This window comes from Micromonospora sp. NPDC005553 (genome assembly GCF_042871765.1).
In the GTDB taxonomy this organism is placed as follows: Bacteria; Actinomycetota; Actinomycetes; order Mycobacteriales; family Micromonosporaceae; genus Micromonospora.
Genome location: NZ_JBIAJD010000006.1, coordinates 37,515 through 51,919 on the forward strand (window position 1 = coordinate 37,515; position 14,405 = coordinate 51,919).

A 14,405-nucleotide genomic window follows, 5' to 3' on the forward strand; every position below is an offset into this window, starting at 1 on the left:
GTGGGGATCTCCTCTCGTACCTCTCCCAGCGTGTAACACCGGAGGGTCCAGCTTCCTTACCCGCGTGACCGTCAGTCAGGCCCCGCCGGGGAGCGCTGCCGCGATCCGGTCCGCGTACGTCTGGGCCTCGGTGTCGTCGTCGTACCTGGTACGCGGCCAGAAGAAGCCCCGCAACCCGTCGCCCTTGGTGCGCGGGACCACGTGGGTGTGCAGGTGGGGCACCGATTGGGACACCTTGTTGTTCATCGCCACGAACGTCCCACCCGCGCCGAGGGCGGTCTCCACCGCCACCGCCAGCCGCTGAACCATGGCGAAGTAGGCGGGCAGCAGGTCGGCCGGCAACTCCGCCAGGGTCACCAGGTGCGGCCGGGGCACCACCAGGACATGCCCCTTGAACACCGGCCGGGTGTCCAGGAACGCCACCCCGTCCGGGGTGTCGGCCACCCGGAACGCCGGCACCTCGCCCGTCACGATCCCGCAGAACACGCAACCGCTCATCGGGCCAGGCTATGCCGGCTGCCTCGCGGGTCACGGTGCCCCCCCACGCCTGAACCGGCTGTGGTAGTCATCTACGTGAATAAATGAGCGCGGGGCGATCCCGGCCGTCGGCGTCCGCGTCGATGCTCTGAGAGGACGAAGCTTGCAGATCAGAAGAGGTCTCACAGTGGCGCTGGCGGCGCTGACCGCCGGGCTGCTCACCGGCGCGGCCCCGGGTCACGCCCAGGCGGCCGCCGCGCAGACCGCCACCCCACTGCCGCTGAACACGGTGGCCGACGTGGTGTCAGCCGGTGACCGGGTCTTCGTCAGCGGTGGCAGCTCCGCCACCGATGTCGTGGTGACCAGCGCGACCGGCACTGTGATCGGCACGCTGTCGGGCCTGCCCGGCCCCACCGACCTGCTGCTCAGCGCCGACCGGCGGACTCTCTACGTGGCGCTGCCCACCGCCAACGCCATCGCCGCCTTCGACACCGGCTCGCTGGTCGAGTCGGCCCGGTACGACACCGGCGCGGGCGAGTGCCCGTCGTCGCTGGCGCTGACCGGGCGGTACCTGTGGTTCGGCTACGGCTGTGGCCAGGGGGACGGCAACATCGGCCAGATCGACCTGGGACGCCAGCCGGCCCGGGTGGCCACCGGGGTGGCCGTCGGCCAGTACTTCTACGGCGCTCCGCTGCTCGCTGCTGCCAGCCAGAACCGCTCCGTGCTGCTGGTCGGGCAGCCGGGGTTGAGCCCCGCGTCGGTGTATGCGTACGACATCGGTGCCGGGGGCGTACTGAGCGCACCCAGGACCAACGCCTTCAGCGCGGTCGGCAGCAACCTCCGTGACGTCGCCCTCGACCCGACCGGCACCACCCTCTACACGGCCGCCGGTTCACCGCCCCTGGTGCAGGCGTTCCCGTTCGCCGAGATCGCCACGCCCAGCGCGACGTACGCCACCGGCCCGTACCCGCGCGCCGTTGAGCTGTCGCGTACCGGCACCATGATCGCCGCCGGCGCCCACGCCTACTACGCCCCGGACGTCTTCGTATTCGCGCTGGACGGCACCGAACTGGCCCGCTACGAGCTGGGTGACGAGCTCCCCGCCGGAGGACTGGCCTGGTCGCCGAACGGCGCCCGGGTCTACGCGGTCAGCTGGGACTGGACCGGAGCCCGTCCGGCGATGCTGCACGTGCTGCCGGTCCCGGCCGGCTGACGGGATCGCCCTGGCGCGGGGCCGGGCCACCCGGCCCGGCTCCGGCCGGGAGCGCGGGTTCCGTTCCAGCCCTCTCCGACGGGGCACTAGCCTCACCAGAATGAGTCACGGCTTCGAGACGCTCGCCATCCACGCCGGTCAGGACCCCGAGGCCCGCACCGGCGCGGTGATACCACCGATCTACCAGACCAGCACGTACGCCCAGGACGCCGTCGGCGCACCTCGCCTCGGCTACGAGTACAGCCGCTCCGGCAACCCGACCCGTGACGCGCTCCAGGAGTGCCTGGCGGCGCTGGAGGGCGGGCCGGTCGGGCTCGCCTTCGCCAGCGGCCTGGCCGCGGAGGACACCCTGCTGCGGGCCGTGTGCCAGCCCGGTGACCACGTGGTGATCCCGGACGACGCGTACGGCGGCACGTACCGGCTCTTCGCCCGGGTCGCGCAGCGCTGGGGCCTGGAGTTCAGCCCGGCCAAGGTCTCCGACCCGGACGCGGTCCGGGCGGCGGTGCAGCCCGGCCGTACGAAGATCGTCTGGGTGGAGACGCCGACCAATCCGCTGCTCGGCATCGCCGACATCGCCGCCCTGGCCGCCGTGGCACATGACGCGGGCGCCCTGCTGGTGGTGGACAACACCTTCGCCTCGCCGTACCTCCAGCAGCCGATCGCCTTCGGCGCGGACGTGGTGGTGCACTCGACCACCAAGTACGTCGGCGGGCACTCCGACGTGGTCGGTGGCGCCCTCGTCGTCGCCGACGCCGGGCTCGGCGAGGAGTTGCGCTACCACCAGAACGCGATGGGCGCGATCAACGGGCCGTTCGACGCCTGGCTCACCCTGCGCGGCATCAAGACCCTCGGGGTACGCATGGATCGGCACTGCGACAACGCCGAGCGGCTCGCCGCGTACCTCGACGGTCACGCCAAGGTCGCCCAGGTGCTCTATCCGGGGCTGCCCTCGCACCCCGGTCACGAGGTGGCCGCCAAGCAGATGCGCCGGTTCGGCGGCATGATCTCGTTCCGCGCCGCCGGTGGTGAGGACCACGCCGTCGAGATCTGCAACCGGGCCAAGCTCTTCGTGCTCGCCGAGTCGCTGGGTGGTGTGGAATCCCTGATCGAGCACCCGGGTCGGATGACACACGCAAGTGCTGCCGGCTCGCCGCTTGAAGTTCCCGGCGATCTCGTGCGACTGTCTGTCGGCATCGAGACGGTCGACGACCTACTCGCCGATCTGGAGCAGGCGCTGGGCTGACCGCTGGGGAGGGATGGCCGTGCAGGACATCATGGCGACCTGGGTCGGAGCGACCGCCAAGCAGATCGCCCGGGGCGTACGTCGAGGTGACGTCTCGGCGACCCAGGTCGTCGCCGACCACCTTGAGTACATCTCCCGAGCCGACCGTGAGCTGGCCGCGTTCCGCGCCGTTCGCGGCGGTGAGGCGATCACCGAGGCGGAGAAGGTCGACGAGCAGGAGGACCTGGCCAACCTGCCGCTGGCCGGGGTTCCGGTGGCGGTCAAGGAGAACACAGCGGTCGCCGGCCTGCCCACCTGGAACGGGTCGGCCGCCGCCCGCACCGACGTGTCGGAGGCCGACCACGAGGTGGTGCGTCGGCTGCGCGGCGCCGGCGCGGTGATCCTCGGCGTGACCCGAATGCCGGAGCTGGGGCTGTGGGCGCTCACCGACGACGACAGCGCGGTGACCCGTAACCCGTGGGACAGCACGCGTACCCCCGGTGGATCCTCCGGTGGTGCCGCCGCAGCGGTCGCGGCCGGGCTGGTGCCGATGGCGCACGCGAACGACGGTCTCGGCTCGATCCGGATTCCGGCGGCCTGCTGCGGACTCGTCGGGCTCAAGCCGGGTCGGGGCGTGGTCCCCTGCCAGCTCGGGGCGGACGACTGGTTCGGCCTCACCGAGCACGGCATGTTGACCAGCACGGTCGCCGACGCGGCGGTCGGCTTCTCGGTGCTCGCCGGCCGGCGTCCCGAGAAGCTGGTCCCCCCGCAGCGGCTGCGGGTGGGTGTCTCGCTGCGCTCCCCGGTGCGTGGTATCGCACCGGACGCGCCCAACCGGGACGCGGTCGCCGCCGCCGGTCGGCTCCTCGCCGCCGCCGGGCACGACACCGTGCCCGCCGATCCGGTCTACCCCACCGCGCTCGGCCTGCAGGGCATCGCCACCTGGTTCGCCGCTGCCGCGACCGACGTCCGGGCCTCCGGTCTGGACCGGCGTGGGCTGCAACGGCGTACCCGGCGACACGTCGCACTCGGCGAGTGGGCGCAGCGTCGCGGCTACGTGCGGGAGGCGGACCGGGCCGCCTGGCGGCAACGGTCCATCGACTACTTCACCGACCACTCGGTCGACCTGCTCCTCACCCCGGCGCTGGCCAGCGCGCCACCGGAGGCGGCCCGCTGGTCGGAGCGGTCCTGGCGGGCGAACATGACAGCCAACATCCGGTACGCCCCGTACGCCGCACCCTGGAACATCGCCGGCCTGCCGGCGGTCGTCGTGCCGGTCGGCCGCCGCCCCGACGGTCTGCCGGTCGCCGTGCAGCTGGTCGGTCCGCCCGGCTCGGAGCTGCTGCTGCTCGGTGTGGCCGGGCAGTTCGAGATGGCCGCCCCGTGGACGCGCCACGCCCCCGGTTATCCCCGCGTCGAGACGGGGTCGACGGCCACGGCGTGATCGTCTCCCGCACGCCTCGCGCCGGTGTCGCCGCAGGGTGCCCCGGGGGCGAATGGCACGATCGGGGCATGACGGAACTGGTCGGTCTCGACGACGTGCGGGCCGCACGGGAGTTGCTCGTTGGCGTCACCCGCACCACCCCACTCGAGCCCTCCCGGCCGCTCAGCGCGGCGCTGGGCGGGCCAACGTGGCTCAAGTGCGAGAACGTGCAGCGCGCCGGCTCGTACAAGGTGCGGGGCGCGTACGTGCGGATCTCCCGGTTGTCGGCCGCGGAGCGGGAGCGCGGGGTGGTCGCGGCGAGCGCGGGCAACCACGCGCAGGGCGTGGCTCTCGCCGCCGGCCTGGTCGGCACGCACGCCACCGTCTTCATGCCGGTCAACGCGCCGCTGCCGAAGGTGGCCGCCACGAAGGGGTACGGCGCGCAGGTCGAGTTGGCCGGGAACACGGTCGACGAGTCGCTGGTCGCGGCGCACACGTACGCCGAGCGCACCGGCGCGGTGCTGATCCACCCGTTCGACCACCCTGATGTGATCGCCGGGCAGGGCACTGTGGCGCTGGAGATCCTCGAACAGTGCCCGGACGTGAAGACGATCATCACCGGGGTGGGTGGCGGCGGTCTGATCTCGGGCATGGCGGTGGCCGTCAAGGCGTTGCGTCCGGACGTCCGGATCATCGGCGTGCAGGCGGCCGGAGCGGCGGCGTTCCCGCCCTCACTGGTGGCCGGGGAACCGGTCCGGCTGCCCATCTTCTCCACCATCGCCGACGGCATCGCGGTCGGCCGGCCGGGCGAGATCACCTTCAACCACGTGCGCAAGCTGGTCGACGAGATCGTCACGGTCTCCGAGGAGGACATCTCCCGGGCCCTGCTGGTGCTGCTGGAGCGGGGCAAGCAGGTTGTCGAGCCGGCCGGTGCGGTCGGTGTGGCCGCGCTGCTGGCCGGTGTTGTCGAGGTGGAGACGCCGGTGGTCGCGGTGCTCTCCGGCGGCAACATCGACCCGCTGCTGATGATGCGGGTGATCGAGCACGGGTTGGCCGCGGCGGGCCGCTACCTGCGGGTGACCGTGCGCTGTTCGGATCGGCCGGGGCAGCTCGCGTCGCTGCTCAGCCAGATCGCCGAGCACCGGGCCAACGTGGTGGACGTGGAACACCAGCGGGCCAACCCGCACCTCAGCCTCGGCGAGGTGGAGGTGGCGCTGTCGGTGGAGACCCGTGGTGTCGAGCATTCGGACACCCTGATCAGCGCCCTGCGGGCCAGCGGCTACCAGGTGGTCTTCGCGGCCGAGGCGTGACACCTGTGGGTGCCACGCCTCGGATGCGCAGTGTGTCGGCAGCGGGGTGCCGGCGTCGGTCGACCCGGTCGGAAGCGGGTGACGCGATCGGCGACGGTCAGCCGGAGAACGGCTCGAAGCTGACCACCGTCACCTTGATGTCGGCCCCGCTGGGGGCCGTGTAGGTGCAGGTCTGGCCGGCGCGGCCGCCCAGGATCGCCTTGCCCAGCGCGGACTCGGGGCTGTAGACGGTCAGGTCGGTGGTGGCGGCGATCTCCCGGGAACCGAGCAGGAAGGTCTCGGTGTCGTTCGTGTCGTCGTCGAAGTAGATCGTCACCACCATGCCGGGCGACACCGCGTCCGCCGTCGGTGCCGCGCCGACCTTCGCGGTGCGCAGCAGCTCCTGGAGGTAGCGGATGCGGCCCTCGGCCTTGCCCTGCTCCTCGCGGGCGGCGTGGTAGCCGCCGTTCTCCTTCAGGTCGCCCTCCTCGCGCCGAGCGTTGATCTCGGCTGCGATCGCCGGGCGGTTGGCGATGTGCTCGTCGAGCTCGGCCTGGAGGCGGTCGTGCGCGTCCTGGGACAGCCAGGTGGCGGGCGCCTCGTTGCCAGTGGACACAGGCGTTCTCCTCAGTTGTGCGTGGCTGGCTGACAGGTGAACTACCAAGTTACCAGTGCGGTACGACACAGCGTGTCGGCCATCACCGCCGGTGTCCGGATCACACACCTGGGGTGAACACCCCGTCAGCCCCGCTTCTGGTGCTGTTTGGGCAGGTCAGAAGGGTGCTCGACAGCGCAGGACCTCACCGATGAACGGCCGCGCGGTGGTCGTCAGGCGGTGCCGGGTCGTGACGTGCCGATCCCCGGGATCGGCGGTCACGGTGACCTGTTCGCGGCCGACCTCGGCGCCGGCACGGTCCCGCGCGCGCAGCACGCAGACCGCTGACCCACCGGACGGGACCGTCACCCGAAAGTCGACAAGCACCTGCTTGTCCGTGATGTCGGTGTAGGTGATCACCTGGGCGTCGTAGACCGGGTCGCCGTACTGGCGGTAGAGCCGTACCGAGATCACGGTCAGCGTCGCGACGAGCGCCAACAGCGCCAGCGCGGCCATCAGCGTACGGCGGCGCTTTCCGCCCGGTGCCCGACGGCGGCCGTAGCGTCCGGCCGGGAATACCGGCGCGCCTGGTGAAATTGTGGCGTGCGTCTCGGTCACCGGCGGGTATCTCCTGGCGTTGTTGTCGGCGGCATCGGCAAGAATGACAGAGCCCCATCCTCCCACCCGGTCCAGCGGCAGGAATGGCAGGTCATGCCCGGCGCTGGTGGCCGGTGACAGGGCGCGGTGAGGAAAGATCCCGGCAGGTCAGCCGGTCGAGCCCGGTCGGGTCCACCGTCCGGCACAGACGAGGAGCGCCGAAGTTGGCAGAGCAACTGCGTCTCATGGCCGTGCACGCGCACCCGGACGACGAGTCGAGCAAGGGCGCGGCGACGACGGCGAAATATGTCGCTCAGGGGGTGGACGTCCTGGTCGTGACGTGCACCGGTGGCGAGCGCGGGAGCGTGCTCAACCCCAAGCTCGACCGACCCGACGTGTGGGCGAACATCGGCGAGATCCGGCGTGCCGAGATGGACGCCGCACGGGCGATCCTCGGCGTCGACCAGGCCTGGCTGGGCTTCGTCGACTCGGGTCTGCCTGAGGGCGATCCGCTGCCGCCGCTGCCCGAGGGCTGTTTCGCCCTCCAGGACGTCGAGGTCGCAGCGGGCCCGCTGGTGCGATTGATGCGCGAGTTCCGTCCGCACGTGGTGACCACGTACGACGAGGAGGGTGGCTACCCGCACCCGGACCACATCATGTGCCACAAGGTGAGCGTGGCCGCGTTCGAGGCCGCCGGTGACCCGGAGCGCTACCCGGAGCTGGGCGCGCCCTGGCAGCCGCTGAAGCTCTACTACGACATCGGCTTCTCCAAGGGCAAGATCATGGCCTTGCACGAGGGCATGCTGGCCGCCGGTCTGGAGTCGCCCTACGAGGAGTGGCTCAAGCGGTGGGAGGACCGCCCCGACAAAGGCCCGCGGATCACCACCCGGGTCGAGTGCGCCGAATACTTCCCGGTCCGCGATGACGCGCTGCGCGCCCACGCCACCCAGGTCGACCCGGACGGCTTCTGGTTCCACGTGCCGATGGAGCTCCAGCGGCGCGCCTGGCCGACCGAGGATTACGAGCTGGCGCGCTCGATGGTCGACAGCCCGCTGCCAGAGTCCGATCTCTTCGCCGGGGTGCGGGAGACGGCGCACGCGCGCTGATTCCCGACGGGGCTACCCTGATTACCAACCGCACATCGGAGGAACGCCATGCTGACCGCTGCCCAGGTGCTCGCGGAGAACAACTTCGGGGACACCCGCACGGGTGGTCTGGCCGGGCCGATGGGCCTGTTCCTCATCCTGCTGCTGGCCACCGCGACCATTCTGCTGATCCGCAACATGAACGCTCGGCTGCGCCGTCTGCCGGAGCGTTTCCCCACACAGTCCGGGCCGACCGACCCGACCAGGGCCGATGCGGCAGTCGTCGATCCGACAGACGGGACCGGGGGGCGTGATTCATCCACGCCCGCTCCCAACGGGCACCAGCAGCACCTGAACGGGTAGTCCGCGCGTGAATCACGCCGAACCGGGTGGTCGCCCCCTGTTGCGACCACCCGGTTTGGCTTAGCCTTCCGCCGGGGGGACCAAAAGTCTCCGAGCCGTGTGCGGGAGGGGGCGCCGATGACCAGCACAGCACCGGCCGCCCACCGCGACGTCGGTCGGTCGGCTGACGGGGGAGGTCGATGACCTCCGGTCCGGCCGACGACCCGTTCGATCGGCTCGGGGTGCGTGGCACACCGGGCCGGGTGCTCGTGCTCACCGCCGCCGTCACGCTGACCGCCCTGGCCGCCGCCGCGGTCGGGCTGACCCTCCCGGTCCGGCTGCCGGCCGACGACCCCCTCGGCGGTCCGGCCCGTTTCGGCATCGCCGTCGCCGTCCTGGCCCTCGCCCAGCTCGCCCGGCTGCGATTCCGCTCGGCCGCCGGCATGGTCAGCATCACCTGGGGCGAGGCGGCCCTGATCGTCTGCCTCTACCTGACTCCCGCCGGCTGGCTCCCGTCCGCCACGCTGCTCGGCACCGGGCTGGCCTGGACGCTGCTGTCACTGCACAGCGACCGCCGTCCGGCCCTGGAGATCGTCCGGATCGCCGCTTCGCTGGCCGCCGCGTCCGCACTGGCCGTCTCCGTGACCACCGCGCTCGGGCGACCCCTGCTCTCGCCACCCACCCCGATCCTGGCGCTGGCCGTGATCGCCGGTTCGGTGACGTACCTCCTGGTGACCGCCTGGCTGGGCGGCGTGACGCTGGGTCTGCGGCACGGGCTGCCGATCGGGCCGCCGCTGCTCGCCGCACTGCGTGGCAAGCTGCTGATGTTCGTCGGCAACGTGGCGGTCGGCCTCGTGGTGGTCGCCCTTCTGGAACTCGACCCGCGCTGGTTGCTGTTGCTACCGCCGCTGCTGTGGCTGTTGCAGCAGACCTACCGTTACCGGCTGCGCTCCGATCAAGAGCGGCGCACCTGGCGTGCCTTCGCCGAGGCCACCGCGGCCCTCAACCAGCTCGACGAGCGGGGCGTGGCCAGCGCGGCGGTCACCGGGGCGCTGACCCTGTTCAACGCCGAGCTGGTGGACGTCGACGTGGCCCGGGCCGACGGCCGGTGGCACCGCTACCGGGGCGACGCCGGAGGTCAACTGGTCGACCGGGAGACCAGCCCGCCGGACCAGTCGGAGCCGGACGAGCACGAGCTGAGCCGGGCGCTGTCGGTCGGCGCCACGCCGGTCGGTCGGCTGCGGGTGCGGTTCCCCCGCTCGGCCCCACCCACGGCCCGGGAACGTGACGCGGTGGCCGCGTTCGGCGACGCCCTCGCCGCCGCCCTGCACGACGCCGCGACCCACCACGAGCTGCGGCTGGTGACAGCCCGTTCGTCGTACGAGGCGGTGCACGACCCGCTCACCGGGCTCGCCAACCGGGCGGCGATGCTGAGCAAGGGCGACCAGTCGCTGCGACAGCTCGGCCACGACCACCCGGTGGCGCTGTTGCTGCTGGACATCAACCAGTTCAAGGAAGTCAACGACACCCTCGGTCACGCGGCGGGTGACCAGCTGCTGCGACTGACCGCGAACCGGCTCAACGCGCTGGTCCGCGCCGGTGACCTGCTCGGTCGACTCGGTGGCGACGAGTTCGCCCTGCTGCTCACGGCGGTGCCGGTGCTCGGCGACCGGTCCGCCCCGATGGCCCACGCGTTGCGTCAGGCCCGCGAGATCGCCGAACGGCTGGCCGCACCGACCGAGGTGGCCGGCGTACGGATGTCCATCGAGGTCTCGGTCGGGGTGGTGGTGGCCGCTGCGGGCACCGCGGACCTGACCGAGCTGCTGCGCCGGGCCGACATCGCGATGTACCAGGCCAAGGAGGGCGGGGGCAACGTCGCCGCGTACGACGGCGCACGCGACGCGGCCAGCACCGACCAGCTCGCCCTGCTGGCCGAGCTGCGTGAGGCGTTGACGGTCGACGATCAGCTGGTGCTGGCGTTGCAGCCGGCTGTCGACCTGGCCACGGGTGCGCCCACCGGGGTGGAGGCGCTGATCCGTTGGCAGCACCCCAGGCGTGGGTGGCTGAACCCGGCCGACTTCATCCGGCCGGTGGAGAACAGCGAGCAGCTCGGCGCCTTCACCCGCTACGTGCTGAACAAGGCGCTCAGCGTGGCCGCCGGTTGGGCCCGGGACGGGCTGGACGTGCCGATCTCGGTCAACCTCTCGGCGCGCAGCCTGCTCGACCCCCGGTTGCCGGCAGAGATCGCCGAGGCGTTGCGCCGCCACCAGGTGCCGCCGCACCGGCTCGTTCTGGAGATCACCGAGACGGTGGTGATGAGCGAGCTGGAGGTCATCGACGAGGTGCTGGCGACGCTCCGGTCGATGGGCGTGCAACTCGCCGTCGACGACTTCGGCACCGGCTTCTCGTCACTGACCTTCCTCACCCGGATCGCTGTGGACGAGTTGAAGGTGGACCGTTCCTTCGTCATCCGGATGGCCGACTCGCCGGAGGCCGCGGCGATCGTCCGGACGACCGTCGGCCTCGCTCACGAGTTGGGGTTGCGGGTGGTCGCCGAAGGGGTGGAGACCGCCGAGCAGCGAATGGCCCTGGCCGAGTTGGGCTGCACCTCCGCGCAGGGCTACCACTTCTTCAAGCCCATGCCGGCGGACAAGATCGGCGCGGTGCTGGGGTCGCTGCGCGACTCGGCGGAGTCGAACGTGTTCCGGCTCCGCGCCGACGGCGCGTCCTGACCGTCCGGGTGGAGCCCGCGCGGTCCGCGCCGGGGCTGGCTATGGTCGTCAGGTGAACCGACTCGCCGAGGCCACCAGTCCGTACCTGCTCCAGCACGCCGACAACCCGGTCGACTGGTGGCCCTGGTCGGACGAGGCGTTCGCCGAGGCGAAGCGGCGGGATGTTCCGGTGCTCATCTCGGTGGGCTACGCGGCCTGCCACTGGTGCCACGTCATGGCGCACGAGTCGTTCGAGAACGAGCAGGTCGGTGCCCTGATGAACGACAACTTCGTGTCGATCAAGGTGGATCGTGAGGAACGCCCGGACGTGGACGCGGTCTACATGACCGCCACCCAGGCGATGACCGGCCAGGGCGGTTGGCCGATGACCGTCTTCGCCACCCCGGACGGCACCCCGTTCTTCTGCGGCACCTACTTTCCCCGACCCAACTTCGTCCAGTTGCTCCAGTCGGTCGCCACCGCCTGGCGGGAGCAGCGCGAGGCGGTGCTGGGCCAGGGCGCCGCCGTGGTCGAGGCGATCGGCGGCGCGCAGGCCGTGGGCGGCCCCACCGCGCCGCTGGACGCCCCGCTGCTCGACGCGGCGGCTGCGAAGCTGGCCAGCGAGTACGACGCCACGAACGGCGGGTTCGGTGGCGCCCCGAAGTTTCCGCCGCACATGAACCTGCTCTTCCTGCTGCGCCACCACCAGCGCACCGGCGACCCGGGCAGCCTGGAGATCACCCGGCACACGGCCGAGGCGATGGCCCGGGGCGGCATCTACGACCAGCTCGCGGGCGGCTTCGCCAGGTATTCGGTGGACGCGCACTGGACGGTGCCGCACTTCGAGAAGATGCTCTACGACAACGCGCTGCTGCTGCGGCTCTACACCCAGCTGTGGCGACTCACCGGTGACCCGCTGGCCCGCCGGGTGGCCCGTGACACCGCCCGGTTCCTCGCCGACGAGCTGCACCGGCCCGGGCAGGGGTTCGCGTCCGCACTGGATGCCGACACCGACGGCGTCGAGGGGCTCACCTACGCCTGGACGCCCGCGCAGCTCGTGGAGGCGTTGGGCGAGGAGGACGGCCGGTTCGCCGCCGACCTGTTCACCGTCACCGACGACGGCACCTTCGAGAAGGGCATGAGCGTGCTGCGGCTCGCTCGGGACGTGGACGACGCCGCTCCCGAGGTGCGCGCCCGCTGGCAGCAGGTGATCGGGCGACTCCTCGCCGCCCGGGACACCCGCCCCCAGCCGGCCCTCGACGACAAGGTGGTGGCCGCCTGGAACGGCCTGGCGATCACCGCCATCGCCGAGTTCCAGCAGGTCGCCGCGGTGTACGCGTCCCCGAAGGACGAGGACGCCAACCTGATGGACGGCGTCACCATCGTCGCCGACGGGGCGATGCGCCAGGCCGCCGAGCACCTGGCCACCGTGCACCTGGTGGACGGCCGGCTGCGCCGGGTCTCCCGGGACGGCAAGGTCGGCGAGCCGGCCGGTGTCCTGGAGGACTACGGCTGCGTTGCCGAGGCCTTCTGCGCGCTGCACCAACTCACCGGTGAGGGCCGCTGGCTGACCCTGGCCGGCGAGCTGCTGGACACCGCCCTGGCGCACTTCGCCGCGCCAGGTGGCGCCTTCTACGACACCGCCGACGACGCCGAGCGGCTGGTCGCCCGGCCGGCCGACCCGACCGACAACGCCACCCCGTCCGGTCGGTCGGCGTTGATCGCCGGGCTGGTGGCGTACTCGGCGCTGACCGGGGAGACGCGCTACCGGGAGGCCGCCGAAGCGGCCCTCGGCACTGTCGCGCCGATCGTCGGTAAGCACCCCCGGTTCACCGGGTACGCGGCAACCGTCGGCGAGGCGTTGCTCTCCGGGCCGTACGAGATCGCCGTGGTCACCGACGACCCGGCCGGCGACCCCCTGGTGGCCGCCGCCCGCCGGCACGCGCCGCCCGGAGCGGTGGTCGTCGCCGGGCGTCCGGACCAGCCGGGTGTGCCGCTGCTCGCCGACCGTCCGCTGGTCGAGGGGCGGTCCGCCGCGTACGTCTGCCGGGGTTTCGTCTGCCAGCGGCCGGTCACCTCGGTCGAAGAGCTGGTAGCCGAGCTGGGTTGAGCGCACGGCCACGCCCGGTAGTCGCCCGCTCCGCCCGCCGGGTGGTCCCGCCAGCGCTTCCGAGGCGGGTCGCCGGCCCTCCCGGTGGGCCCGTCGGCGGCCCGGATAGGCTGGCCGCGCTATGGATTCCCGTACCGGTCTGCCAGTTGTCGGCATGGTGGGTGGCGGCCAGTTGGCCCGAATGACCCACCAGGCCGCGATCGCCCTCGGCCAGTCACTGCGTGTGCTCGCGACAGCCCCTGACGACGGCGCGGCGCTGGTCGCCGCCGACGTCCAGTACGGCGACCACACCGACCTGGCCGCGCTGCGCACCTTCGCCAAGGGCTGCGACGTCGTCACCTTCGACCACGAGCACGTACCTTCCGAGCACATCCGCACGCTGGCGGCGGAAGGCGTGCCCCTCTACCCGCCGGCCGACGCCCTGCTGCATGCCCAGGACAAGCAGGTCATGCGGGAACGCCTGACCGAGCTGGGTGCGCCCAACCCGGCCTGGCGGCCGGTCGCGGAGCCCGCCGACCTCGTCGACTTCGGCGAGCAGGCCGGCTGGCCGGTGGTCCTCAAGGCGGCTCGGGGCGGGTACGACGGCCGGGGCGTCTGGATGGTCGACGACGCCGCCCAGGCCACCGAGTTGGCGACCACGCTGCTCGCTGGCGGCACCCGGCTGATCGTCGAGGAGCGGGTGCCGCTGCGGCGGGAACTGGCCGTGCAGGTGGCCCGTTCGCCGTTCGGTCAGGTGGCCGCGTACCCCGTGGTCGAGACCGTGCAGCGCGACGGCATCAACGTGGAGGTCCTCGCCCCGGCCCCCGGCCTGGACGAGGAACTGGCGGTCTCCGCTCAGCAACTCGCCATCGACCTGGCCACCGCGCTCGGTGTGATCGGCCTGCTGGCCGTGGAGTTGTTCGAGGTGCGCGACGACGCCGGCCGGCCCGCGATCGTGGTCAACGAGCTGGCGATGCGACCCCACAACTCCGGCCACTGGACCATCGAGGGTGCCCGGACTTCGCAGTTCGAGCAGCACCTGCGGGCCGTGCTGGACTACCCGATGGGTGACACCGCGCTGACCGCCCCGGTGGTGGTGTCGGCGAACGTGCTCGGCGGTGAGCCGGGCGGAATGTCGATCGACGAGCGGTTGCACCACCTCTTCGCCGCAGAGCCGGGCGCCAAGGTGCACCTGTACGGCAAGCAGGTGCGACCTGGCCGCAAGATCGGGCACGTCACAGTGCTCGGTGACGACCTGGACGACCTGCGGGCGCGGGCCGCACGCGCCGCGCGCTGGCTGCGCGAGGGCCACGAGTGAACCACGGTTTCGAATGAACCACGGGTTCGGGTGAACCAGGGTTT

Annotated in this window: 12 protein-coding genes; 9 read left to right on the plus strand and 3 right to left on the minus strand. The window is 72.0% G+C overall.

What is annotated here, in order from left to right; all coding sequences use genetic code 11:
* Positions 1-75 precede the first annotated feature (75 nt).
* Positions 76-498, minus strand: a complete 423-nt coding sequence (locus ACFYPG_RS24155) for an HIT family protein (protein ID WP_357196754.1) — start codon at positions 496-498, stop codon at positions 76-78.
* A 142-nt stretch (positions 499-640) separates the two neighbouring features.
* Here ACFYPG_RS24155 and ACFYPG_RS24160 point away from each other — a divergent pair, with 142 nt between their 5' ends.
* From ACFYPG_RS24160 to ilvA, 4 genes are all read left to right on the plus strand, one after another.
* Positions 641-1,690, plus strand: coding sequence for a YncE family protein (locus ACFYPG_RS24160; RefSeq protein ID WP_387353967.1), 1,050 nt, complete (start codon positions 641-643; stop codon positions 1,688-1,690).
* A gap of 100 nt (positions 1,691-1,790) precedes the next feature.
* A complete protein-coding gene (locus ACFYPG_RS24165) occupies positions 1,791-2,933 on the plus strand; it encodes a cystathionine gamma-synthase (RefSeq protein ID WP_355005630.1) in 1,143 nt (380 codons plus the stop codon).
* Positions 2,934-2,946: 13 nt separating this feature from the next.
* Complete coding sequence (locus ACFYPG_RS24170) at positions 2,947-4,356, plus strand: amidase (RefSeq protein WP_387353968.1); 1,410 nt, start codon at positions 2,947-2,949, stop codon at positions 4,354-4,356.
* Positions 4,357-4,424: 68 nt separating this feature from the next.
* Positions 4,425-5,645, plus strand: coding sequence for a threonine ammonia-lyase (gene ilvA, locus ACFYPG_RS24175; protein WP_387353969.1), 1,221 nt, complete (start codon positions 4,425-4,427; stop codon positions 5,643-5,645).
* 97 nt (positions 5,646-5,742) lie between these two features.
* Here the strand turns inward: ilvA and greA are convergent, their stop codons facing one another.
* Positions 5,743-6,240: a transcription elongation factor GreA gene (greA, locus tag ACFYPG_RS24180; RefSeq protein ID WP_355005627.1), complete on the minus strand. Its 498-nt coding sequence runs from the start codon at positions 6,238-6,240 to the stop codon at positions 5,743-5,745.
* A 156-nt stretch (positions 6,241-6,396) separates the two neighbouring features.
* On the minus strand, positions 6,397-6,837 hold the full coding sequence (locus ACFYPG_RS24185; protein WP_387353970.1) for a DUF4307 domain-containing protein: 441 nt from the start codon (positions 6,835-6,837) through the stop codon (positions 6,397-6,399).
* A gap of 203 nt (positions 6,838-7,040) precedes the next feature.
* Between ACFYPG_RS24185 and mca the strand changes: the two genes are divergently transcribed.
* The 5 genes from mca to ACFYPG_RS24210 all read left to right on the plus strand — a co-directional run bounded on the left by mca (position 7,041) and on the right by ACFYPG_RS24210 (position 14,361).
* The gene (mca, locus tag ACFYPG_RS24190; RefSeq protein ID WP_203126352.1) at positions 7,041-7,922 is read left to right on the plus strand and encodes a mycothiol conjugate amidase Mca; all 882 of its coding nucleotides are present in this window, start codon (positions 7,041-7,043) and stop codon (positions 7,920-7,922) included.
* A gap of 48 nt (positions 7,923-7,970) precedes the next feature.
* Positions 7,971-8,264: a hypothetical protein gene (locus tag ACFYPG_RS24195; protein ID WP_355005625.1), complete on the plus strand. Its 294-nt coding sequence runs from the start codon at positions 7,971-7,973 to the stop codon at positions 8,262-8,264.
* A 179-nt stretch (positions 8,265-8,443) separates the two neighbouring features.
* A complete protein-coding gene (locus ACFYPG_RS24200; RefSeq protein WP_355005624.1) occupies positions 8,444-10,975 on the plus strand; it encodes a bifunctional diguanylate cyclase/phosphodiesterase in 2,532 nt (843 codons plus the stop codon).
* A gap of 52 nt (positions 10,976-11,027) precedes the next feature.
* Positions 11,028-13,064, plus strand: coding sequence for a thioredoxin domain-containing protein (locus tag ACFYPG_RS24205; RefSeq protein WP_387353971.1), 2,037 nt, complete (start codon positions 11,028-11,030; stop codon positions 13,062-13,064).
* A 121-nt stretch (positions 13,065-13,185) separates the two neighbouring features.
* Entirely contained in the window at positions 13,186-14,361 is a 1,176-nt protein-coding gene (locus ACFYPG_RS24210) for a 5-(carboxyamino)imidazole ribonucleotide synthase (RefSeq protein ID WP_387353972.1), read from the plus strand.
* Positions 14,362-14,405: the final 44 nt, after the last annotated feature.

Coding starts and splice junctions, on each gene's coding strand:
- ACFYPG_RS24170 (WP_387353968.1), top strand. CDS start 2,947: ATGGCCGTGCAGGACATCATGGCGACCTGGGTCGGAGCGACCGCCAAG.
- ACFYPG_RS24155 (WP_357196754.1), bottom strand. CDS start 498: ATGAGCGGTTGCGTGTTCTGCGGGATCGTGACGGGCGAGGTGCCGGCG.
- ACFYPG_RS24200 (WP_355005624.1), top strand. CDS start 8,444: ATGACCTCCGGTCCGGCCGACGACCCGTTCGATCGGCTCGGGGTGCGT.
- ACFYPG_RS24165 (WP_355005630.1), top strand. CDS start 1,791: ATGAGTCACGGCTTCGAGACGCTCGCCATCCACGCCGGTCAGGACCCC.
- ACFYPG_RS24195 (WP_355005625.1), top strand. CDS start 7,971: ATGCTGACCGCTGCCCAGGTGCTCGCGGAGAACAACTTCGGGGACACC.
- ilvA (WP_387353969.1), top strand. CDS start 4,425: ATGACGGAACTGGTCGGTCTCGACGACGTGCGGGCCGCACGGGAGTTG.
- ACFYPG_RS24210 (WP_387353972.1), top strand. CDS start 13,186: ATGGATTCCCGTACCGGTCTGCCAGTTGTCGGCATGGTGGGTGGCGGC.